Source organism: Streptomyces sp. NBC_01077, assembly GCF_045162855.1.
Lineage (GTDB): Bacteria > Actinomycetota > Actinomycetes > Streptomycetales > Streptomycetaceae > Streptomyces.
In genome coordinates this window covers 3,224,867-3,246,641 of sequence record NZ_CP108669.1, presented here as the reverse complement: position 1 = coordinate 3,246,641, position 21,775 = coordinate 3,224,867, and the positions used below count along the sequence as shown (strand labels likewise).

Annotated in this window: 20 protein-coding genes and 1 pseudogene; 10 read left to right on the top strand and 11 right to left on the bottom strand. The window is 71.5% G+C overall.

Going from position 1 to position 21,775, the window contains the following annotated elements:
• Positions 1-2: 2 nt before the first annotated feature.
• From OG462_RS14450 to panB, 3 genes are all read right to left on the bottom strand, one after another.
• Complete coding sequence (locus tag OG462_RS14450) at positions 3-857, bottom strand: ABC transporter permease (protein WP_406057837.1); 855 nt, start codon at positions 855-857, stop codon at positions 3-5.
• Positions 854-1,846, bottom strand: a complete 993-nt coding sequence (locus OG462_RS14445; RefSeq protein WP_406057836.1) for an ATP-binding cassette domain-containing protein — start codon at positions 1,844-1,846, stop codon at positions 854-856. The genes OG462_RS14450 and OG462_RS14445 overlap by 4 nt, the downstream gene beginning before the upstream one ends.
• Positions 1,847-2,002: 156 nt before the next feature.
• Complete coding sequence (gene panB, locus OG462_RS14440) at positions 2,003-2,866, bottom strand: 3-methyl-2-oxobutanoate hydroxymethyltransferase (protein WP_406057835.1); 864 nt, start codon at positions 2,864-2,866, stop codon at positions 2,003-2,005.
• A gap of 232 nt (positions 2,867-3,098) precedes the next feature.
• Here panB and OG462_RS14435 point away from each other — a divergent pair, with 232 nt between their 5' ends.
• The 4 genes from OG462_RS14435 to OG462_RS14420 all read left to right on the top strand — a co-directional run bounded on the left by OG462_RS14435 (position 3,099) and on the right by OG462_RS14420 (position 8,063).
• Positions 3,099-4,814 (top strand): MFS transporter, encoded by a 1,716-nt coding sequence (locus OG462_RS14435; RefSeq protein WP_406057834.1) that lies wholly within the window; start codon positions 3,099-3,101, stop codon positions 4,812-4,814.
• Positions 4,815-4,839: 25 nt separating this feature from the next.
• Positions 4,840-5,499 carry a TetR/AcrR family transcriptional regulator gene (locus OG462_RS14430; RefSeq protein WP_406057833.1) on the top strand — a complete coding sequence of 220 codons (660 nt, stop codon included), beginning with the start codon at positions 4,840-4,842 and terminating at the stop codon, positions 5,497-5,499.
• A 203-nt stretch (positions 5,500-5,702) separates the two neighbouring features.
• Positions 5,703-6,728 carry an endonuclease/exonuclease/phosphatase family protein gene (locus tag OG462_RS14425; RefSeq protein WP_406057832.1) on the top strand — a complete coding sequence of 342 codons (1,026 nt, stop codon included), beginning with the start codon at positions 5,703-5,705 and terminating at the stop codon, positions 6,726-6,728.
• Between the two features lie 93 nt (positions 6,729-6,821).
• The gene (locus OG462_RS14420) at positions 6,822-8,063 is read left to right on the top strand and encodes an MFS transporter (RefSeq protein ID WP_406057831.1); all 1,242 of its coding nucleotides are present in this window, start codon (positions 6,822-6,824) and stop codon (positions 8,061-8,063) included.
• Here the strand turns inward: OG462_RS14420 and OG462_RS14415 are convergent.
• Positions 8,026-9,789, bottom strand: coding sequence for an NAD+ synthase (locus OG462_RS14415; protein WP_406057830.1), 1,764 nt, complete (start codon positions 9,787-9,789; stop codon positions 8,026-8,028). The genes OG462_RS14420 and OG462_RS14415 overlap by 38 nt on opposite strands.
• Positions 9,790-9,917: 128 nt before the next feature.
• Here OG462_RS14415 and OG462_RS14410 point away from each other — a divergent pair, with 128 nt between their 5' ends.
• The 3 genes and pseudogenes from OG462_RS14410 to OG462_RS14400 all read left to right on the top strand — a co-directional run bounded on the left by OG462_RS14410 (position 9,918) and on the right by OG462_RS14400 (position 13,066).
• A complete protein-coding gene (locus OG462_RS14410; RefSeq protein ID WP_406057829.1) occupies positions 9,918-11,396 on the top strand; it encodes an APC family permease in 1,479 nt (492 codons plus the stop codon).
• 13 nt (positions 11,397-11,409) lie between these two features.
• Positions 11,410-12,224, top strand: a pseudogene (locus OG462_RS14405) (DUF998 domain-containing protein).
• On the top strand, positions 12,221-13,066 hold the full coding sequence (locus OG462_RS14400; RefSeq protein ID WP_406057828.1) for an alpha/beta fold hydrolase: 846 nt from the start codon (positions 12,221-12,223) through the stop codon (positions 13,064-13,066). Before OG462_RS14405 ends, OG462_RS14400 begins: the two are co-directional and overlap by 4 nt.
• On the opposite strand, the gene OG462_RS14395 is transcribed toward OG462_RS14400, so the two are convergent.
• The 4 genes from OG462_RS14395 to OG462_RS14380 form a co-directional block, all read right to left on the bottom strand.
• A complete protein-coding gene (locus OG462_RS14395) occupies positions 13,051-13,470 on the bottom strand; it encodes a CBS domain-containing protein (RefSeq protein WP_406057827.1) in 420 nt (139 codons plus the stop codon). The genes OG462_RS14400 and OG462_RS14395 overlap by 16 nt on opposite strands.
• Positions 13,471-13,652: 182 nt before the next feature.
• Positions 13,653-14,303 (bottom strand): DUF305 domain-containing protein, encoded by a 651-nt coding sequence (locus tag OG462_RS14390; protein ID WP_406066535.1) that lies wholly within the window; start codon positions 14,301-14,303, stop codon positions 13,653-13,655.
• A gap of 17 nt (positions 14,304-14,320) precedes the next feature.
• Positions 14,321-14,968, bottom strand: a complete 648-nt coding sequence (locus OG462_RS14385; protein WP_406057826.1) for a DUF3105 domain-containing protein — start codon at positions 14,966-14,968, stop codon at positions 14,321-14,323.
• Positions 14,969-15,040: 72 nt separating this feature from the next.
• On the bottom strand, positions 15,041-15,382 hold the full coding sequence (locus tag OG462_RS14380; protein WP_406057825.1) for a hypothetical protein: 342 nt from the start codon (positions 15,380-15,382) through the stop codon (positions 15,041-15,043).
• Between the two features lie 303 nt (positions 15,383-15,685).
• On the opposite strand from OG462_RS14380, the gene OG462_RS14375 reads away from it, so the two are divergent.
• The 3 genes from OG462_RS14375 (at position 15,686) to OG462_RS14365 (ending at position 18,430) form a co-directional block, all read left to right on the top strand.
• The gene (locus tag OG462_RS14375) at positions 15,686-17,047 is read left to right on the top strand and encodes a glutamine synthetase family protein (protein WP_015033133.1); all 1,362 of its coding nucleotides are present in this window, start codon (positions 15,686-15,688) and stop codon (positions 17,045-17,047) included.
• A 164-nt stretch (positions 17,048-17,211) separates the two neighbouring features.
• Positions 17,212-17,706, top strand: coding sequence for a GNAT family N-acetyltransferase (locus tag OG462_RS14370; RefSeq protein ID WP_406057824.1), 495 nt, complete (start codon positions 17,212-17,214; stop codon positions 17,704-17,706).
• A 34-nt stretch (positions 17,707-17,740) separates the two neighbouring features.
• Positions 17,741-18,430 carry a histone deacetylase gene (locus tag OG462_RS14365; RefSeq protein WP_406057823.1) on the top strand — a complete coding sequence of 230 codons (690 nt, stop codon included), beginning with the start codon at positions 17,741-17,743 and terminating at the stop codon, positions 18,428-18,430.
• Here the strand turns inward: OG462_RS14365 and OG462_RS14360 are convergent.
• The 3 genes from OG462_RS14360 to OG462_RS14350 form a co-directional block, all read right to left on the bottom strand.
• Positions 18,357-18,788, bottom strand: a complete 432-nt coding sequence (locus OG462_RS14360) for a VOC family protein (protein WP_406057822.1) — start codon at positions 18,786-18,788, stop codon at positions 18,357-18,359. The two genes, OG462_RS14365 and OG462_RS14360, sit on opposite strands and share 74 nt — an antisense overlap.
• Before the next feature lie 11 nt (positions 18,789-18,799).
• Positions 18,800-19,300, bottom strand: coding sequence for a pyridoxamine 5'-phosphate oxidase family protein (locus OG462_RS14355; protein WP_406057821.1), 501 nt, complete (start codon positions 19,298-19,300; stop codon positions 18,800-18,802).
• A gap of 112 nt (positions 19,301-19,412) precedes the next feature.
• Positions 19,413-21,518, bottom strand: coding sequence for a PIG-L family deacetylase (locus tag OG462_RS14350; protein ID WP_406057820.1), 2,106 nt, complete (start codon positions 21,516-21,518; stop codon positions 19,413-19,415).
• Between the last annotated feature and the right edge of the window lie 257 nt (positions 21,519-21,775).

Below are 21,775 nucleotides of genomic sequence, written 5' to 3'. Positions count from 1 at the left end.
ACTCAGGTCTTCTTGCGGAACTTGGTCACCGCCAGGGGCGCCGTGACGACCGTGATCACCAGAGCCCAGCCGAGGGTCATCCACACGGAGTGGGCGACCGGGCCGCCGTTGATCAGGTTCCGGGCGGCGTCGGCGAGGTTCGACAGCGGGTTGTAGTCGGTGAAGGTCTTCAGCCAGCCGGGCATCGAGATCGGCGGGGCGAAGATCGAGGAACCGAACTGCAGCGGCATCAGGACGAGCATGGCCATGCCCTGGACCGCCTGGGCGGTCTTCATGGTGAGACCGAGCAGGATGAAGATCCACATCAGCGACGCTCCGAAGACCATCGAGAGTCCGATGGCGGCGAGGAGGTGGAAGAACGAGGTGTGGATCTCCAGGCCGAGCAGGAAGCCCATGCCGAGCAGGATCGAGGTGGCGATCAGCATCCGGCCGACCTCGACGACGATCTTCGCGATCAGGACGGAGGACCGGGCGATCGGCATCGTCCGGAACCGGTCCATGACCCCCTTCTTGAAGTCGTCGTTGATGCCGACACCGACGGCCATGGCGATGTTCATGCCCATCATCGCCATCAGGCCCGGGGTCACGTAGTTGACGTAGACCCCGTTGTTGCCCTTGCCGGCGATGGCGCCGCCGAAGACGTACACGAAGAGCAGGATGAAGATGATCGGCATCAGGACGGCGTCGAACATCGACTCCGGGTCCTGCTTGATCTGGAGCGCGTTGCGCCGGGCCAGGGCGCCGATGTGGCGCAGGTTGGCCCGCAGGCCGATCCGGCCCTCGGCGGTGGGCGCGCGCCGCGCCGCGGCCGGACTCGGGGATCCGACGGGGGACTTGGTGACCGTGGTCGTGCTCACGCGGCGACCTCCTCGTTGATCTCGTCGGAAACGGCGGTCTTCTCGCCGGTGATCGCCAGGAACACCTCGTCCAGGCTGGGCAGATGGGTGCCGATGTGCGCGATGCCGAAGCCGCGCGCGCCGAACAGGGCCACGACGGCGGTCAGCTGCTGGTCGGAGAGGATCGGCACGTACAGCGCGCCCTCGTCGGGCACGACGGTCGCGCCGGCGATCCCGTCGAGACCGGTCTCGCGGAGCGCGGCGGCCATCGCCGACAGCTGGTCCGGGTCCACCGGGCGGACCTTCAGGGTCCGGCCGCCGACCTTGGCCTTGAGCTCGTCGACGCCGCCCTTGGCGATGACCTTGCCCTTGTCGATGACGGTCAGCTCGCTCGCGAGCTGCTCCGCCTCCTCCATGTACTGGGTGGTGAGGAGGACGGTGACGCCCTCGGAGACCATCCGCTGGACCTCGTCCCACACCTCATTACGGGTACGGGGGTCGAGACCGGTGGTCGGCTCGTCCAGGTAGAGCACGGCGGGCTGCCCGATCATCGAGGCGGCGAGGTCGAGCCGGCGCCGCATGCCGCCGGAGTAGTTCATGGCGGGCCGCTTGGCGGCGTCGGTGAGGGAGAAGCGCTCCAGCATCTCGTCGGCCCTGCGGCGGGCGTCGGCACGGGAGAGGTCGAGCAGCCGCCCGATCATGTACAGGTTCTCCCAGCCCGACAGCTTCTCGTCGACCGAGGCGTACTGACCGGTGAGCCCTATGGTGCGGCGCAGCTGGCGGGGGTGCTTCACCACGTCGTAGCCGGCGACGGTGGCGGTCCCGGCGTCCGGGACGAGGAGGGTGGAGAGACAGCGGACGAGGGTGGTCTTCCCGGCCCCGTTGGGGCCGAGCACGCCGAGGACGGTGCCCTCCCGTACGTCCAGGTCGACCCCGTCGAGGGCCTTGGTGGCGCCGAAGTGCTTCACGAGGCCCCGGACCTCGACGGCGTTGGTGTGTGATCGCGTCATGGCCCTCACTAGACCAGCCGCCACCGACAATCCTCCGACAGACGACCGACAGCCCGCCGATGGGGGATGTCGGCGGGCTGTCGGGTGGTGCCGCGGTGGCTACGGGGTATCCACGGTGGGCCGGGTTCGTCCGAGGGATCAGGCTCGGACGAACCCCTAGTGGAAGGTGTGCTCCTCGGCGGGGAACGCCCCGCCGCTGACGTCCTCGGCGAAGGCGCGCGCGGCGTCGCCGAGCGTCTCGCGGAGGTTGGCGTACTGCTTGGTGAAGCGCGGGACCTTGCCGCCGGTCAGGCCGGCCATGTCGGTCCAGACGAGCACCTGGGCGTCGGTGCCGGCGCCCGCGCCGATCCCGATGGTCGGGATGTGCAGCGAGCGGGTGACCTCGGCGGCCAGTTCGGCCGGTACGAGCTCCAGGACGACCGCGAACGCGCCCGCGTCCTGCGCCGCCTTCGCGTCGCGGAGCAGCTTGTGCGCGGCCTCGTCGGAGCGGCCCTGCACCCGGTAGCCCATGGTGTTCACGGACTGCGGAGTGAGGCCCAGGTGGGACATGACGGGGATGCCGGCCTGGACGAGCAGCTCGGTCTGCGGCAGGGAGCGCTCGCCGCCCTCCAGCTTGATCGCGCCGACGCCCGCGTCCTTGACCAGCCGGGTGGCGTTGCGCAGGGCCTGGACGGGCCCTTCCTGGTACGAACCGAAGGGGAGGTCGCCGACGACGAGGGCGCGCTTGGTGCCCCGGACGACGGCGGCGGAGAGGATCGTCATCTCGTCCATCGTGACGGGCACGGTGGTCTCGTAACCGAGGTGACAGTTGCCCATCGAGTCGCCGACGAGGATCACGGGGATGCCGGCCTCGTCGAAGACGGACGCCGTCATCGCGTCGTAGGCGGTGAGCATGGGCCACTTCTCGCCGCGGGTCTTGGCGGCGGCGATGTCGTGGACGGTGATGCGGCGCGTGCCCTTGCCGCCGTACAGCGCCTTGCTGCTGTCGGCGGGCGGTTTCTGGGCAGCCTGAAGCGTCATGGTGCACGGCTCCTTGTGTCATCTCGAGGCGCCCTTACGGCGTCCCCGGACCACATCCATGGTGGCACTTCGCCGGGCGGGCGGGGAAGTGGGCCGGAGTGGCGCTGTTCACACCGGCGCGGCGGTCGGGCGTCCAGGGCGTTCATGAGGCCGCGGCTGGGGCGACGTAAAGGCTCGGTCAGGTTTTTCGATACGAGACGGTCTCGTATCGAAATTGCCCTAGGGTGTGGGCATGCCACAGTCGCACTCCGCACCCGCCGCAGCCGCCGGGCCCGCCATGCCTGCCGGACCCCGTGTCCCCGAGGCCGTCCACCGGCGCCGTTGGGCCGTCCTCGGCGTCCTGATGCTCAGCCTGCTGATCGTCGTCCTCGACAACTCGATCCTGAACGTCGCCGTCAAGACGATCGCCGCCCCCGCGCCCACCGGCATCGGCGCCACCCAGAGCGAGCTGGAGTGGGCGATCAACTCCTACACGCTCGTCTTCGCCGGCCTCCTCTTCACCTCCGGCCTGCTCGGCGACCGCCTCGGCCGCAAGAAGGTGCTGCTCTTCGGCATCACCGTCTTCGGCATCGGCTCGGCCCTCGCCGCGCTCTCCGGCTCCCCGGGCGAGCTCATCGCCTTCCGGGCCGTCATGGGCTTCGGCGCCGCGTTCGTCATGCCCGCGACCCTCGCCGTCCTCATGAACGTCTTCGAGCGCGACGAGCAGCCCAAGGCCATCGGCATCTGGGCCGGCAGCGTCGGCCTCGCCATCGCGATCGGCCCGATCACCGGCGGCATCCTGCTCGAACACTTCTGGTGGGGATCGATCTTCCTCATCAACGTGCCGGTCGTACTCGTCGCCCTCGCGCTGATGATGTGGCTCGTCCCCGACTCCAGGGACCCCAGGCCCGGCCGGATCGACATCCCCGGTGTGCTGCTCTCCGTCGTCGGACTCGTCCTCCTCGTCTACGGGATCATCCGCGGCGGCGAGCTGGCGGACTTCACCGACGTCACCGTCCTCGCCCCGGTCCTCGGCGGCCTCGCCGTCCTGGTCCTCTTCGTCCTCCACGAGCGGCGCAGCGACCACCCGGCGATCGACATGACGTACTTCAAGAAACCCGCGTTCTCGGCGGCCGTCGCCGCCATCGCGCTCGTCTTCTTCGCGCTGATGGGCGTGACCTTCTTCTCCGCCTTCTACCTGCAGAGCGTGCGCGGCTACAGCGCCCTCCAGTCCGGGCTGCTCATCCTGCCGCTGGCCGCCGCGCAGATGGTGTTCGCGCCCCGCGCGCGGCTCGTCGTCGAACGCTTCGGCGCCAAGGCCGTGTGCACCGGCGGCATGCTGCTCGTCGCCCTCGGCCTCGCGGCCTTCGCCTTCTTCGACGCCTCGACCCCGGTCTGGGTCATGGAGGTCGTCTTCTTCGTCCAGGGCGCGGGAATGGCGCACATCATGCCGCCGGTCACGGTCGCGGTCATGCAGGCGCTGCCCCGCGAGAAGGCGGGCTCCGGCTCGGCGATCAACAACACCTTCCGGCAGGTCGGCGGCGCGCTCGGGGTCGCCGTCCTCGGCTCGCTGCTCTCCTCCACGTACCGCGGGGAGATCGAGGGGCACCTCGGCGGGGTCCCGGAGGCCCTGCGCGCCACGGCGGGCGAGTCCGTCGAGGCCACGCTCGCGGTCGCGGAGAAGCTCGGCCCGGCGGGCCGGGGCCTGGTGGCCCCCGCGTACGACGCCTTCCTGACCGCCATGCACGTCACGGCGCTCGCCTCGGCGGTGATCGGCGTGATCGGCGCGGTGGTCGTCGCGGTCTTCCTCCCGGGCCGTACGCCGACGGGCGCGGCGGAACCGGGCGCGGCGGGACCGGACGCGGCGGAACCGGGCGCCGCGGCACCCGGAACCGGACCCGAAGGTGACGCCCGGCGGGGCTCGGTGCCGGGGCCGGCGTCCGAGGCGGGAGAATCGGCCCGACGGTAGGACCCGAACGAGAGGTGGAGCGCACGTGTCGCGGCAGGACGGCGGGACCCCCGGAACCCCGGAAACCCACGACGACGGGGCCGCGACCGGCGCCGCGACCGGCGCCCGGCGGGGCCGGCCCCGGAGCGAGGGCGTCGAGCGGGCCGTCTTCGACGCGGTCGTGGGGCTCCTGGACGAGGGCGTCCCGCTCGCCGAGCTGTCCATCGAGCGGATCGCCCGCACCGCCGGCGTCGGCAAGGCCACCATCTACCGCCGCTGGACCGGCAAGGAGGAGCTCTTCGTCGACCTGCTCCGCTCGGTGGAACCCCAGGACCCGGTGCTCTCCGGCACCTCGGTCCGGGGCGACCTCGTCGTCCTCCTGGAGTCGCTGCGCGAACGCGGCGTCGCCAAGCGGACCTCCAGCCTGCTCCACAACGTGTTCGCGCAGATGCAGCTGTATCCCCGGCTGTGGGAGGTCTACCACCACACCGTCATCGAACCGCGCCGCCTCCTCGGTCTGGACACCGTGCGGCGCGGGATGGAACAGGGGGAGATCCGCGACGACCTCGACATCGAGTTCGTCAACGACCTCCTCGTGGGCCCCCTGCTCCTGCGCACCGTCATCCGCCCCGGCGCCTCCCTTGAGCCCGGCCTCGCCGAGCGGGTCGTCGACACCGTCATGGAGGGCCTGCGCCCGCGCGACTGACCGGCGCCTGTGAGACAAGACCGGACCCGGCCAAATGTGCGCGTTCTGTCACAGCCCGCCCGAGCGCGCCACCTGCAGGAACCCGCCACGCCGTAGCTGTCGTCCCTCAGGACGTACGACGGACCCGTCATCCCCTAGTGTCGATGTCGGGTCACGGAGCAAGGCAGCAAGGCAGCACGGCAGCAAGGCAGTGAGGACGGGCGATGGCGCGGGTGGACATGACGGAGACCGAGCAGGGCGACGCGGGGAACGAGCCCCCGACCTCCTCCCGATTCCGGACCGCCCTCGGCGGGCTCCGCCGCGACCCAGGGATCTGGCGCCGGGGCATCCTGCTCGCGCTGTGCGCGGTGGGCCTGACCCTGCTGATGGTCTTCCACGCCGACATCCCCAACCGGATCGGCAACCTCGGCAGCCTGACCGAGACCTTCCTGCCCTGGCTCGGCCTCCTCGTGCCCGTCCTCCTCGTCCTCGCCCTGCTGCGCCGCTCCGCCACCGCGCTGATCGCCCTGGTGCTGCCGGCCGTGGTGTGGCTGAACCTCTTCGGCGGGCTCGTCGCCGACAAGTCGGCGTCCGGTGGTGACCTGACCGTCGCGACCCACAACGTGAACGCCGACAACCCCGACCCCGCCGGCACGGCCGAGCAGCTCGCCGCGTCCGGCGCCGACGTCCTGGCCCTGGAGGAGCTGAAGGGCGACATGGTCCCGGCGTACGAGAAGGGCCTGGCGGAGGCGTACCCGTACCACTCCGTCCAGGGCACGGTCGGGCTGTGGAGCAAGCTGCCCCTGCGCGACGCGCAGCCGGTCGACATCCGGATGGGCTGGACCCGCGCCATGCGCGCCACCGTCGTGACCCCTAAGGGCGACCTGGCCGTGTACGTGGCCCACCTGCCGTCCGTCCGGGTCAAGCTGAACGCCGGCTTCACCGCCAACCAGCGCGACGCCAGCGCGAACGCCCTCGGCGAGGCCATCTTCGACGACCGGCACGAGCGGATCGTCCTCCTCGGCGACCTCAACGGCACCATGAACGACCGCGCGCTCAACGGCATCACCTCGCAGCTCCGCTCCACCCAGGGCGCGGCGGGCGACGGCTTCGGCTTCAGCTGGCCGGCCTCGTTCCCGATGGCCCGCATCGACCAGATCCTGGTCAAGGGAGTCGAGCCGATGTCGTCCTGGGCCCTCCCGGAGACGAACAGCGACCACCTCCCGGTCGCGGCCCGCGTGAAGCTCTGAGACCCGGCTCCGAGGTCACTTCGGGAAACCGGGAAGAAAACATCTGAGAGGCTTTGTTCCGTTGAAGAACTATCTTCCGGAAAGGCCCTCCCCATGCCCCTGGCGCTGCTCGCGCTCGCCGTCTCCGCCTTCGGCATCGGCACCACCGAATTCGTGATGATGGGCCTGCTCCCGCAGGTCGCCGACGACCTCGGCACCTCCGTCCCCACCGCCGGGTACCTCGTCTCGGCGTACGCGATCGGCGTCGTCGTCGGCGCCCCGCTGCTCACCGCCCTCGGCTCCCGCATCCCGCGCAAGCGGATGCTGCTCCTGCTCATGGCCCTCTTCACCGTCGGCAACCTGGCCTCCGCGCTCGCTCCCGGCTTCGGCTGGCTGATAGCCGGCCGGGTCCTCGCCGGGCTCCCGCACGGCGCGTTCTTCGGCCTCGGCGCGGTCGTCGCCGCCCGGCTCGTGCGCGAGGGCCGGCAGGCGCGGGCAGTGGCCACGATGTTCCTCGGCCTGACCGTCGCCAACATCCTCGGCGTACCCGCCGCGACCCTGCTCGGGCAGCACCTCGGCTGGCGGGCCACCTTCCTCGTCGTCTCCGTCATCGGCCTGCTCGCCATGGCCGCGCTCGCCCGCCTCGTGCCGCACGTCCCCGTGGACGAGCGGCAGAGCCTGGGTCGCGAGGTGCGCGCGCTCGGCCGCCCGCAGGTGCTGCTCGGCCTGCTCACCGCCGTGTTCGGCTTCGCGGGCGTCTTCGCCGTCTACTCGTACCTGGCCTCGATGACGACCGAGGTGATGGGCTTCGGCGACTCCACCGTCACCGTCGTGCTCGCCCTCTTCGGCCTCGGCATGACCGGCGGCGCGCTCGCCGCGGGCCCGCTGACCGACCGGGCGCTCCGCCCGACCCTGTACGGCTCGCTCGCCGCCCTCGTCCTCGCCCTGGTCGCCTTCCGCTTCACGATCCACGTGCCCTTGCTGGCCCTGGTCACGGTGGTGGTGCTCGGCGCGGTCGGCTTCATGACCACCACGCCGCTCCAGATGCTGGTCATGAACAAGGCCAAGGACGCCCCCACCCTCGCCTCCGCGTCCAACCACTCCGCCTTCAACCTCGCCAACGCGGGCGGCGCCTGGGCGGGCGGCGCCGCCGTGGCCGCCGGCTGGGGCTGGACCTCCCCGACCCTCGTCGGCGCGGTCCTCACGGTCGTGGGCCTGGCCATCGCGGTGGTGGCGGGTCTGCTCGACCGCGACAGGGGCACGAGCGAGGGGGCCTCGCGCGTGGTCGCGCAAAGCCCCCTGACGTCCGACCGGCAGGTCAGCGAGGTGCCGGTGTCTCCCGCCAGCGGTTCGTGATCGGGAGGCGACGGTCCTTGCCGAAACCCTTGGCCGAGATCTTGGTGCCCGGCGGGTACTGGCGCCGCTTGTACTCCGCCGTGTCCACCATCCGCAGCGTCCGCGTGACCAGCTCCTCGTCGAAGCCCGCGGCGACGATCTCGTCCCGGCCCCGGTCCTGGTCCACGTACAGGGCCAGGATCGCGTCCAGGGTGTCGTAGTCCGGCAGCGAGTCCGTGTCGACCTGGCCGGGGCGGAGCTCGGCGCTCGGCGGCTTGGTGATCGAGCTCTCCGGGATCGGCGGTGTCTGGCCGCGCTCCTCGGCCGCCCGGTTGCGCCAGCGCGCCAGCCGGAACACGGTCGACTTGTAGACGTCCTTGATGGGCCCGAACGCGCCGACGGAGTCGCCGTACAGCGTCGAGTAGCCCACCGCCAGCTCGGACTTGTTGCCCGGCGCGAGGACGATGTGCCCCTCCTGGTTGGAGAGCGCCATCAGCGTCGTGCCGCGCAGCCGGGACTGGAGGTTCTCCTCGGCGAGGCCGGTGAGGCCGAGCGCACCCATGTACGCGTCGAACATCGGCTCGATCGACACCGTGCGGTAGTGGAGCCCGGTGCGGCGGGCCAGTTCGGCCGCGTCGCCGCGCGAGTGGTCGGACGAGTACTTCGAGGGCATCGACACCCCGTACACGTTCTCCGCGCCGAGCGCGTCGCAGGCGATGGCCGCGACGAGCGCCGAGTCGATGCCGCCCGAGAGGCCGACGAGGACCGAGCGGAAACCGTTCTTCGCGGCATACGCCCGGACGCCGATGACCAGCGCCGAGTACACCTCCTCGTCGTCGTCGAGCCGGTGCGCGTAACCGCCCGTCAGCTCCGGCTCGTACGAGGGCAGCGGCTCCTCCGAGAGCACCACACGGTCGATCGTCAGCCCGTCGTTCACGAGGCCCTCCGGAGCCTCGGACTCGGCCGCCGGCAGCTCCAGGTCGAGGATCACGCTGCCCTCGACGAACTGCGGGGCACGCGCGACGACCTCGCCGTCCGCGTCCACCACGATCGAGTCGCCGTCGAAGACCAGCTCGTCCTGGCCGCCCGTCGACGCCAGATACGCGGTCACGCACCCCGCCTCCCGGGCCCGCGTGCGGACCAGGTCGAGCCGCGTGTCGTCCTTGTTCCGCTCGTACGGCGAGGCGTTGACCGAAAGCAGCAGCCCCGCCCGCGCGCTGCGCGCCGCCGGGACCCTGCCGCCCTCCTGCCACAGGTCCTCGCAGATCGCCAGGGCCACGTCGACCCCGTGGACCCGGACGACCGGCAGCGTGTCGCCCTGGACGAAGTAGCGGTACTCGTCGAAGACGCCGTAGTTCGGGAGGTGGTGCTTGGCGAAGCGCAGCACCACCTCGCCCCGGTACAGCACGGCGGCGGCGTTCTCCGGCGAACCGGCCGGCCGGCCGAGCTTCGGCTCCGCCCGCTCGGAGCGGTCCAGATAACCGACGACGACCGGCAGCTCCCCGAAGCCCTCGTCCGCGAGCCGGCGGGCGAGAGCGCGCAGGGCCACCCGCGACGCCTCGACGAAGGAGGGGCGCAGCGCGAGGTCCTCGACGGGGTATCCGGTCAGCGCCATCTCGGGGAACGCGACGAGATGCGCGCCCTGTCCGGCGGCGTGCCGGGTCCAGTGCACGATCGCCTCGGCGTTCCCGGCGATGTCTCCGACGGTCGAGTCGATCTGATTCAGGGCGAGGCGTAGTTGAGGCACCCGGCCAGTGTAATCGTCAGACCGACGCGATGTCCTGGGAAACGTGCCCCGGGGAACGGCGCCGCCCCTCCCCGTGCACGTCTCCCGCTCGACATGCGGCCCCGTTCCGCCCCATTGATCATGTCTCCATGACGACCACTGACGATCCGGCAGAGTCGGCACGGCCCGCCGCGACCGACGCGCCGGCCCTCCATGACGACGGCACCAAGAGACAGTTCATCTCATGGCTGACGCTCGCGTTCATGACCACCGCGTCCGTCGCCAGCCTGCGGCCCTCACCGGCCATGGCCATCTACGGCCTCGCCGCGATCTTCCTCTACCTGCTCCCCGCCCTCGTCTTCCTGCTCCCCACCGCCCTCGTCGGCGCGGAGCTCGCCTCCGGCTGGAACGGCGGCATCTACCGCTGGGTGAGCGAGGCCCTCGGCAAGCCGCTGGGCTTCCTCGCGGTCTGGTGCCAGTTCGCCATGACCATCGCGTACTACCCGAGCCTCCTGGCGTACGTCGCCTCGACCTTCGCGTACGTCATCGACCCCTCCCTCGCCGAGAACGGTCTCTACGTCGCGATCGTCATCATCGTCGTCTACTGGTCCGGGGTCTGGATCTCCTCGCGCGGTACGAAGACGATCGCCGGCCTCTCCTCGTTCGGCCTGATCATCGGCACCCTCATCCCGGGCGTGCTCCTGGTCGCCCTCGGCATGGTCTTCCTCGGCCAGGGCAACCCCTCCGCGCAGCCCATGAGCGCCGACCACTGGCTCCCGCCGTGGACCGGCCTCGCGAGCCTGGTCCTCATCGTCAACAACTTCCTGTCCTACGCGGGCATGGAGATGAACGGCGTCCACGTCTCCTCGCTGCGCGACCCCAAGCGCGAGTACCCGAAGTCGATGTTCCTGGCGACCGGCCTCGTCCTGCTGATCTTCATCCTTCCGGCCCTGGCCATCGCCTGGGTCATGCCGGCCTCCCAGCTCAGCCTCACCGCCGGTCTGATGCAGGCCTTCCAGGCCTTCTTCGACCACTTCTCCATCGGCTGGATGACGAAGGTCGTCGGCGTCATGCTGGTCTGCGCGGCCCTCGGCGGCATGCTCACCTGGCTCGGGGGACCCGCGAAGGGCCTGGTGCTGCTCTCCCGGCAGGAGGGCTATCTCCCGCCCGCGCTGCAGAAGTTCAACAAGGACGGCGCCCCGCAGAACATCATGATCGCGCAGGGCGTCGTCACGACCCTGATCGGCGTCCTCTACGCCTTCAGCGACAACGTCTCCAGCGCGTACTGGATGTTCTCCGTCATCACCGTGCAGATCTACCTGATCGCGTACCTGCTGATGTTCGTGGCCGTCGTGAAGCTCCGCAGGACCCAGCCCGGAGTCGAACGCGGCTTCCGCGTCCCCGCCGTCCAATGGGTCGCCGGCATCGGCTTCGTCGCCTCGGTCGCCGCGCTCGCCATCGGCTTCGTACCGCCCGACCAGTTCGGCGACCAGCCGCTCTGGCGTTATCTGCTGATCGTCGGCGGCGGACTGCTGCTCCTCGGCGTCGCCATTCCGGCCGCACTCCTCAAGTACCGCAAACCGAGCTGGATCCACCCCGATCACCGGCAACCCTCCGGAACCCCGTAGCGTCAGATCCACCATGCCCGGAAACGTGACGCGAGCCTCGGCCGCCCTGCCGGCCCTCGGCGCGCTCACGTACACCGCGTGGGTCCTCGAAGTCCTCGTCCGGACCGGGCTCGACCCGGTGCGGACGTACGTCTCCGAACTCGCGGCGTCGGACCAGCCGTTCGGCGCCTTCTTCCGGGCCACGGACCTGGTGGCGGGGGCGCTGGTCCTGGCGGGGGCGGTGCTGGGGTGGGCGGGGACGAGGCGCTCGGGAGCCGAACCCGAGGCCCACGGCGCCGGCTCCGGCGACGGCTCCAGGTCCCGTGCCGGCTCCCGCCTCCGCTCCCGCTCCCCCCTCCGCTCCCGTTCCCGCTCCCCCCTCCGCTTCCGCTTCCGCGAGCCCTGGGCGCTCGTCGGCTGGGGCGCGCTCGCCCTCTTCGGGGCCGCCACCGTCGCCGACTCGCGCCTCCCGCTCAGCTGCGCCGCCACCGCCGACCCGGCGTGCGCGGCGCGCGAGACGCCGGGCTCGTGCCCGCCACCCATACGGCCCATGCCGTCAGTTCCGGTCTCGCCATGACCGGCGCCCTCGTCGCCCTGGTCGCCCTGACCGTGGCCGCCCGCCGCTACCGCCGCTGGCGGCCCCTCGCCCGTACGGGCCCGGTCCTGGTCGCCCTGGAGCTCGCCGCCACCCTCTGGACCCTGGCCGCCGTCGCCGCCTTCGAGGCGGGGAAGGGCACCTGGGCGCTCGGCGCCGGCCAGCGGCTCCAGGTGCTCCTGGTGGCGGTGTGGCTCGCGGTCCTCGCGTACTCCCTCGCGACCTCCCCGCCCGCCCCGGAGGAGGAGCGATGACGTTCGTACGCGTCGACGGCGTCGCCCACCACGTCGTCGTCGAGGGCTCGGGACCCGTCTGCGTCCTGAGCGCGGGACTCGGCATGAGCTGGTTCGACTGGGACCCGGTCGTCCCGCTCCTCGCCCCGCACCGTACGGTCGTCCGCTTCGACCGTCCCGGACACGGGCTCTCCCAGCCCGCCGCCGTCCCGCCCACCGCCGCCGGCGAGGCCCACCGGATCGCCGCCCTCCTCGACGCGCTCGGGCTCCCCGGCCCCGCCACCGTCGTGGGGCACTCGATCGCCGGATTCCACGCCGAGGCCTTCGCCCGGCTCCATCCGGACCGGACCGCCGCCCTGGTGCTCGTGGACTCGTCGGTGGAGGAGCACCCCCGGGTGAGTACCTCCCCGGGGGCGGTCACCCGGGTCCTCGGCGCCGTACTCTCCGCCGCCGGGGTCCCGGCCGCCCTCGGCCCCGCGGTGCGCCGTGCGGCCGTACGCCACGACCCGGCCCCCGTCGCCCTCGTGCGCAGGGTCTACCGCACCTCACGGGTGCTTCGCGGCACCCTCCTGGAGAACGCCCACTACGGAGCCGTCGCCGCCGAACTCCTCGCCCTGCGCGCCACGCGCCCGCTCCCGCCGGGCCTCCCCGTCACCGTGCTCGCCGCCCCCGAGGGCTCCGCCCGCTGGGAGCGGCGCCAACACGCGCTGGCCCGACGGCTCGGCGCCCGCTACGAGGCGGCCGTACCGTCGGGCCATCTGGTCATGAAGGACCGCCCGGACGCGGTGGCCCGGGCGGTCCTGGGATCGGATCGCTCCGGTCGCTCCGGTCGCTCCGGCCGTCCCGGTCAGGAAGGCGCGTAGACGCTCGCGCAGAACGTCTTGATCTGCTCGTCGGACAGATGCTGGGCCAGATCGGCCTCGCTGATCATGCCGACGAGCCGCTTGTCCTCGATGACGGGGAGACGCCGGATCTGGTGGCTCTGCATCTCCTCCAGGACGGCGCCGACGTCCGCGCCCGACTCGACCCAGCGCGGCGTGCCCTTGGACATCTCACCGCAGGTGATCTTCGCGGGGTCGTGGCCCATGGCCACACAGCCGATGACGATGTCGCGGTCCGTGATGATGCCGCAGAGCCGTTCGTTCTCGTCGGCGATGGGCAGCGCGCCGACGTTCAGGTTGCGCATCAGCTGCGCGGCACGGTCGAGCGTCTCGTGTGCCGGGATCCACTGGGCCCCGGGGTGCATGATGTCCTTCGCCGTGGTCATGGGGTGCGTACCTTTCGTCGAACGTGGTCACACGTACGTCCCCGAGCCCACTCATTGTCGGCGCACGGCCCGACCGCCGCGACTTGTCGGCGCACGGAGCGACCGCCTCGCCTGTCGGCGTACGACACGGCCCCCGTGACCGCGGCGGGTCACGGGGGCCGACAGGTCACCGACCGGCGTCCTCAGGCGCCACGCTTCTTGAGCATGTCCGCCATCAGCAGCATCTCGGACTTCTGGGCGTCGACCATGCCCTGGGCGAGATTGCGCTCGATGTCCACCGAGCACTTCTGGACACAGCCCTCGGCCATGTGGACCCCGCCCCTGTGGTGCTCGGTCATGAGCTTCAGGTACAGGATCTCGGCCTCGCGGCCGTCGGCCTTGCGCAACTCGTCCAGCTGGGCGTTGGTCGCCATGCCCGGCATGAGCGCGCCGTCGAGCGGACCGGTGTCGCCGGAGCCGCCCATGCCCATCCAGACCATCGGCTCGACGCCGGACTCGATCTTGGGGAGCTCCCACAGGTCGAGCCAGCCGAGCATCATGCCCCGCTGGTTGGCCTGGGTGTTGGCGATGTCGTACGCGAGGCGGCGCACCTCCTCGTCCTGGGTGCGGTCCCGGACGATGAACGACATCTCGACGGCCTGCTGGTGGTGGACGGCCATGTCCCGGGCGAATCCGGCGTCCGCGGACAGCGACGAGGGCGTACGCGGTGCCTCCTCGCGCTCGGCGGAGGCGACGGTGACGGCGCCCCCGGCGAAGAGCAGGGCCAGCGCGACGGCGGTGACCGCCGCCCACTGCGTCCGGTTCGGACGCCGGGCCGGGGCCGGGAGCGTCAGGTCGTCCTCGTCCCCGCTCACTGGCCGATCCCGCCGGTGCAGGCGGCGCCCGGCTCAGGGGTCTGCGGACCCTGGACGTACTTGGTGAAGAAGGCGTCGACGCGGGGGTCGCTCGCGTTGTCCACGGTGACCTGCTTGCCCCAGGCGGACAGCATGATGGAGCCGGCCTGGTCGTCCACGGGGCTCATCAGCGTGTACTTGGTCTTGCCGACCTTGTCTTCCAGCTTCTTCACGTCGGCGGCGGCGGCCTTCTTGTTGTACGTCACCCAGACGGCGCCGTGCTCCAGGGAGTGCACGGCGTTCACCTCGGCGATGGCCTTCTTGTAGACGACGCCGTCGCAGTTCATCCAGACCGGGTTGTGGTCACCGCCGACCGGCGGCTTCATGTCGTACTTCACGGCCGTCTCGACGTGGTTGCGGCCGAGCTTCTTGACGTCCCAGGACTTCTCGGCGGTGATGGGGGCCTTCGCGGCCGCTTCCTTCTGGTCCTGCTCGTCGGACTTCTTCATCAGCACGAAGGCGCCGAAGCCGACGAGGCCGAGGACGACGACGCCCGAGACGCCGATCGTGACGAAGCGGTTGCGGCGCTCACGGGCCTGCTCGGCGCGGCGCATCTCCTCTATTCGGGCGCGGCGGTCGGCGTTGGAGGAGCTCTTGGCGGCCATGGTGATGTCGTCCTTCTCAGGGATGGGGTGGAGTTCGGGGGTGGACGTGCGGGGGCGGGACGCCCGCCGCCGTTACGTCCGAAGAACTTGAAGGACGTGCAGATCCGGCGCGCGCGGCTGGGCGCCGGAACGGCGCGCGGGGCCGTCACCGGACGGCGGCTCGAAGCGCGGGAGACCGTCGGCCGCGTGCAGCGGAGGGTCGAGCGGGGGCGCGCTGAGCACCGCGGGGGAGAGGCTGGGGAAGAGGGAGCAGCCACCGCGGTCGTACGGGCAGATGTACTCGGCCACGGCGGCGGAGGCAGCGGCGGTGTGCGTGGCCCGGGAGCTCGACGGGGTACCGGCCTCGTGATGCTGCTCGGGTCCGGTGCCCAGGCAGAAGAAGAGCGCGGCGAGGAGCGTCGCCACGGCACTCATCAGTGCCATGGGACGCGCATGTCGGGACGGGCGTACGAGCCGTGGGGCCCCCATGGGCGGAGATCGTAGTGGGCGCGGGGGCTCTGTGGGCCGAACGGGGTACCACCCGGTACCGACGGGAGGGCAGCGGAGCGGCGAACAGACACCCGAATGCGACCCTTCCCGCGTTACCTGAGTCACACCCGAGCAGGCACTATGGGTGTGCAACGTGCGCGAAACCATGTGGTGGGATGCTCAGGTGCCCCCCGATGTTGCCCGAGGCGGTGGGAGCAGGCGGCCTGACCAGCGAGGATGGGTGTGGAAATGGACAAGCAGCAGGAATTTGTGCTCCGTACGCTCGAGGAGCGCGACATCCGCTTCGTACGTCTGTGGTTCACCGACGTGCTCGGCTTCCTCAAGTCGGTGGCCGTGGCGCCCGCCGAGCTTGAGCAGGCCTTCGACGAGGGCATCGGTTTCGACGGCTCCGCGATCGAGGGCTTCGCCCGTGTATACGAGTCGGACATGATCGCCAAGCCGGACCCGGGGACCTTCCAGATCCTGCCGTGGCGTGCCGAGGCGCCGGGGACGGCGCGGATGTTCTGCGACATCCTGATGCCGGACGGTTCGCCGTCGTTCGCGGACCCGCGCTACGTCCTGAAGCGGGCGCTGGCCAAGACCTCGGATCTGGGCTTCACCTTCTACACGCACCCCGAGATCGAGTTCTTCCTCCTCAAGGACAAGCCGCTCGACGGCACCCGCCCCACCCCGGCGGACAACTCGGGCTACTTCGACCACACCCCGCAGAACGTGGGGATGGACTTCCGCCGCCAGGCGATCACGATGCTCGAATCGATGGGCATCTCGGTGGAGTTCAGCCACCACGAGGGCGCGCCGGGCCAGCAGGAGATCGACCTCCGTTACGCGGACGCGCTCTCCACGGCGGACAACATCATGACCTTCCGCCTGGTCATGAAGCAGGTCGCTCTGGAGCAGGGCGTCCAGGCCACCTTCATGCCGAAGCCGTTCTCGGACTACCCGGGCTCGGGGATGCACACCCACCTGTCCCTCTTCGAGGGCGACCGGAACGCTTTCTACGAGTCGGGCGCCGAGTACCAGCTCTCGAAGGTCGGCCGTTCCTTCATCGCGGGCCTCCTGAAGCACGCGGGCGAGATCTCCGCGGTCACCAACCAGTGGGTCAACTCGTACAAGCGCATCTGGGGCGGCTCGTCCCGCACGGCCGGCTCGGGCGGCGAGGCCCCCTCGTACATCTGCTGGGGCCACAACAACCGCTCGGCCCTGATCCGCGTCCCCATGTACAAGCCGGGCAAGACGGGCTCCTCCCGCGTCGAGGTCCGCTCCATCGACTCGGGCGCCAACCCCTACCTCACCTACGCGGTCCTCCTCGCCGCCGGCCTCAAGGGCATCGAAGAGGGCTACGAACTCCCGGCCGGCGCCGACGACGACGTCTGGGCCCTCTCCGACGCGGAACGCCGGGCGATGGGCATCGAACCGCTCCCGCAGAACCTGGGAGAGGCGATCGCCCTGATGGAGAAGAGCGAACTGGTGGCGGAGACGCTGGGCGAGCACGTCTTCGACTTCTTCCTCCGCAACAAGAAGCAGGAGTGGGAGGAGTACCGGAGCGAGGTCACCGCCTTCGAACTCCGCAAGAACCTCCCGGTGCTGTAAGCCCGGCTCGGACCCGGCAGATCCCGGAACCGCCACTCAGGGCCGACGGTCGACGACCGCCGGCCCTGAGCCGTCCCGGCGGGCGTGGGCCGCCTGAGGGCCTTCCCTCGCTCGCGGAGTAATCCCTTTGCCCGGTCCCTGACCGGTGGTCCACACTCACGCCCGTGAAGATCGAATCCGTCGCCACCGAGCGGCTCCTGCTCCATCCGTTGACCGTTGCCGAGGCCGAGCGCATCGTCGCTCGGGAGCCCGGGACCGGGGAGCTGTGGGAAGAGGGGTATCCCGGGGACGGGGACGTTCGTGCGGCCACCGGGTTTCTGCGGGGGGTTGCCGAGCGGGGGGATCCGGGGGTGTTCCGGGGGTACGGGATACGGCTCGCGGAGAGCGGGGTCACCGTTGGGGGGATCGGGTTCCACGGGCCGCCCGACGAGATCGGGGTCGTCACCGTGGGGTACGGGCTCGTGCCTTCCGCGCGCGGCAGGGGGTACGCCTCCGAGGCGCTGCGGGCGCTCCTCGAGATCGCCCGGCGGGCCGGTGTCTCCGGGGTGAAGGGCGACGCCGACCTGGACAATCCCGCCTCCCATCGGGTGATGGAGGCCGCCGGGATGCCGTGCGTGGCGGAGGACGAGCAGCTCCGGCACTTCTACCTGGGGTTCTAGGTGTGACGGTCCGTCCGCGCTAGCGTCGGGTTCCATGCCGGAACCCCGTCCCCGCGTCTGGTACGCCGCCTACGGCTCCAACATGCATGCCGACCGCCTCGGTTGTTATCTCGCCGGGGGCCGGCCGGCCGGGGGCGCGCGGGAGTTTCCCGGGTGCCGGGACCCGCGGGGGCCCGACCGGTCCGTGGCCGTCGTGCTGACCGGGCAGGTGTACTTCGCGACCGAGTCGGCCGTGTGGACCGGGGGCCGGGCGTTCTACGACCCGGGGGCGGACGGCACCGCGTGGGCCGTCGCACATCTCCTCACGGCCGGTCAGTTCTCCGACATCGCCGCCCAGGAGATGTACCGCGAGCCCGGCACCGACCTCGATCTGACCGAGGTCCTCGCCACCGGCCGGTGCGTCCTCGGACCCGGACGGTACGAGACCCTCGTCTGCCCGGGCCACATCGACCGCGTTCCCGTGCTCACCTTCACCGCGCCCTGGCCGATGCCGGCGGCGGACGGGCTCCGCCGGCCTTCCGCCGCCTATCTGCGGCACCTCGTGGCCGGGCTCGGCGACACCGGGGCGTGGCGGCCCGCCGAGGTGGCGGCCTATCTCGCGGCCCGCCCCGGCGCGGCCGGCCACTGGGCGCCCGAGGACATCGCCGCCCTCAACGCTCCGACAGTTCCGACGGGGCCTCCTGGACGACCCAGCCGTTCCCGTCCGGGTCCTCGAAGGTCATGAAGGAGTTCCAGGTCTCGCCCTTGCCGTCCTCCCAGCCCGTCGCCCCCACGTGCCGGATCGGCGACGCGTCGACACCCCGGTCCACCAGTTCCTTCCGTGCCGCCTCGATGTCCGTGACACAGAGCTGGAGGCCCTGCAGGGTGCCCGGTGCCATGTCCTTCGTGCCCGGCATCGGCGGCATCCCCCTCAGCATCGCGATCGAACAGCGCGAGCCCGGCGGCGTCGCCTGGATGATGCGCATGCCCGGCGCCACCTCGTCGTCGAGGTCGATCGTGAAGCCGCACTTCTCGCCGTAGAACTCCTTCGCCCGGTCCATGTCGGTGACGGGGACCGGGACGACTTCCAGTGTCCAGTTCACGGGTGATCTCCTCAGAAACGCCAGCGGGTCTGTCCGAAGGGGTCGCCCTTGGTGAAGCCGAAGGCCGTGCGAGGCGCGACCGCGAACACCAGGGCCGTACCACCGTCCCCCTGGAACGCCCCGTCGCGCACGTCGAAGCGCCAGTCCTCGCCGTACTTCTCGACGTACGCCTCCACGAGCGCCGCCAGCCGGTCCTCGTCGGTCACCCGTGCCGCCTCGCCCTCGACCACCAGGTCGAAGCCCTCGCCGAGCGCGGGCGTGCCCGTCGTGAGGACCACGGAGGGGTTGCCCGCCAGGTTGCGGGCCTTGCGCTCGTCGGGGCCGGTGCAGAAGTGGAGCGCGCCCTCCGACCAGACGGCGATCAGCGGGGTCACGTGCGGGCGGTTGTCGGGCCGTACGGTCGTCAGCCAGAAGACCTCGGCCGCCGCGAGCCGTGCCTCGGCCTCCGACCAGGGCACCGGGCCCGCCTTGTCGTCGCTGTACCGGGGATCGAGGGCAGTCTGCGGTTTCATCGCCGTTCCCTTCGTCGCGTACGCCGACGGCTACCCGCGCCGACGGCCACCTGTGCCCGCGGCTACCTCCACCCGCGGGTCCACGGATAACGACCGGCCCGGCCCGCGGAACTCATCGGTCCGCAGGCGTCCAGTGCAGACGGCCGTCCAGACCGATCGCCGCCACCCCGTCCGTCCCCGCGTCCGGCGCCCCCGCGAACAGGAACTTCTCCAGCGTCCACACCGGCCCCGTCCCCGCCCTGCCGTGCGGCGCCGTCGCCAGGAAGCCGGTACGGGACCGGACCGCGAGCAGCCCGTCGCCGCCGCTCACCGGGCCGAAGCCCGCCACGCCGCCCGGCAGCTCCGTGACCGGGGAGACCGGGCCCACGCCCGAGAAGTCGGCGCTGCGCAGGTCGCCGGAGGCCGGCTTGCGGAACCAGAGCCGTACACCGTCGCCGTCCGGCGCCGCGCTCGCGCTCAGCGCCAGGGTCGTCGGCGGGAGCCCGGTCCGTACGGGGCCGGTCAGCGGCCCGCCGGGGTGCTGCTGCGCCCACGCGAGGACGGTGCTCGGGGTGCTCGCGAAGACGTACCCCCGGCCCGTCCCGTCCGTCGCCGCGACCGGGTCGCCGTACACGTCCCTGCCGCCGAGCACCCGCCACGGCCCCCAGCCGCCGTCCGCGCCCTGCTCGCGGGCGGTCAGCCGGTGCCGGCTGTCCCGCAGGAGCAGGGTCGCCCGGCCGTCGCCGCCCACGGTCACGGCGGGCGCGCTGATGTCCGAGGTGCCGCTCGCGTCGTCCTTCTCGGGGGTTCCGAGCGAACGCCACGCGCCGAAGACACCGCCGGGCGCCGCCTGCTCGGTGGTCACCACTTCCCGGTGGTAGCCCGCCGGGCCGGCCGCGAGCACCGTCCGGGTGCCGTAGACCGCGATACGGCCGTCGGGCAGCGTCACCGACGTGACCCCGCTGTCCAGGCCGCCGCCGGGCAGCAGCGTCGGGCCGCGCCACGCGCCGCCGTCCGCCGGCTTCCGCCAGGCCGCGAGATGGCCGTCGAGCACGGAGAAGGCGTACAGCCCGCCGGCCGGGTCCCGCTGCACCCAGGAGGTGGAGGTGCCCCGGGCGTACCGCACGGTCGCGGTCCAGCCGCGCCCGCCGGGCCGCGCGGCCACCTTCAGGTCGCCGCAGCCCGCGGCGGTCCCGCAGTCGTTGACCCCGTCGAGCCAGGCGTAGGTCTCCAGGGTCTTCAGCTTGGCGCCTGCAGTCTCGGGGTCGAGGGTGTGCGGCAGGAGGCTGGTGGGGTAGCCGAGGTAGTTCTGCACGACGACGTGCGGATGCCCGGGCACCTCCGCGTACCGGGCGAGCGCGGCCTGTGTGAACCGCGCCCCGTACAGGTGGTCCTGGTGGTCCCGGAGCTTCCCCGTGTCCGGGTACGTGCCCGGGCTCGGGTCCTGCATGCGGACGAAGGTCGGCCGGAACCGGTCGAGCAGCCCGGCGACCGTGGCCACGACCTGGTCCTTCGTGTACGTGAAGTCGGCGGCGACCGGGGTGCCGGAGGAGCGCTGGGATTCGAGCGCGTCGATCCGGCCGTGCCAGAGACCGTTGAGGCTGTGCGGGCGGTCGTCGCTGATCGAGCCCGCCTCGCGGATCTGCAGCCACACCAGCCTGACCCGCGGCTTCGCGCGCAGGGTGTCCATCTCGGCCGTTCCGCCGCCGGCCGTGGGGATCGCCACGCGGTCCCAGGGGCTGGTCCGGCTGCCGGTCACCATTTCGGCGTACGCGGCCCGGATGCCGTTCTGCCGGGCCTCGGCGTAGCCCGCCTTGTCGGGCTCGGCGTCGGCGGCGTCGTGCGGGCGCGCGTTGACACCGTCCGACTCACCGGCCGTGAGATAGACCGAGGTCAGGGGGGTGCCGGAGTGCAGGGTCTGGGATATGTCCGGGTTCATGAAGAACAGGTCGTCGTCCGGGTGGGCGACGACCTGGACCACGGACGCGGGGGCCTTGGCCTGCGGAACGGCGGCGGGAGCCCGCACCGGCGCCGGGGACGAAGGCTCCGGTGACGAAGCCGTCGGGGACGGAGGCTTCGGGGCCTTCGCTTCCGCCGCCGCGTGTGCCTCCGGTGTGCTCGGCGCCCCCGTCACCGAGAGCAGCCCGGCGAAGGTGCCGCTCACCAGGACGGCCGTCACCGCCGTGGAGACGGTCCTGCGGCGGAACGGGAGGAGACGGCGGCGGGGACGGACGGGCATGTTCGGCGGCGCGCTTTCGACAGAGGTGGTTCGGGCGGGCGGAGAGACACATGGTTCGGGCAGGCGGAAGAGGCGTGGTGCGGGCAGGGCGGAACGGGTTCGGGCAGGCGGAAGTGTCCGCCCCGAGCAAGACGGACTTTCAAGAAATACGGTTCATCGGCCTCGAAAAGCGATCAATGTGCGAGACATCACGTGTGATCCGCTGCGAACCGAAGGCCTGAACGCCCCCGTCCACCGCTCCGGATAGGCTCGATCCA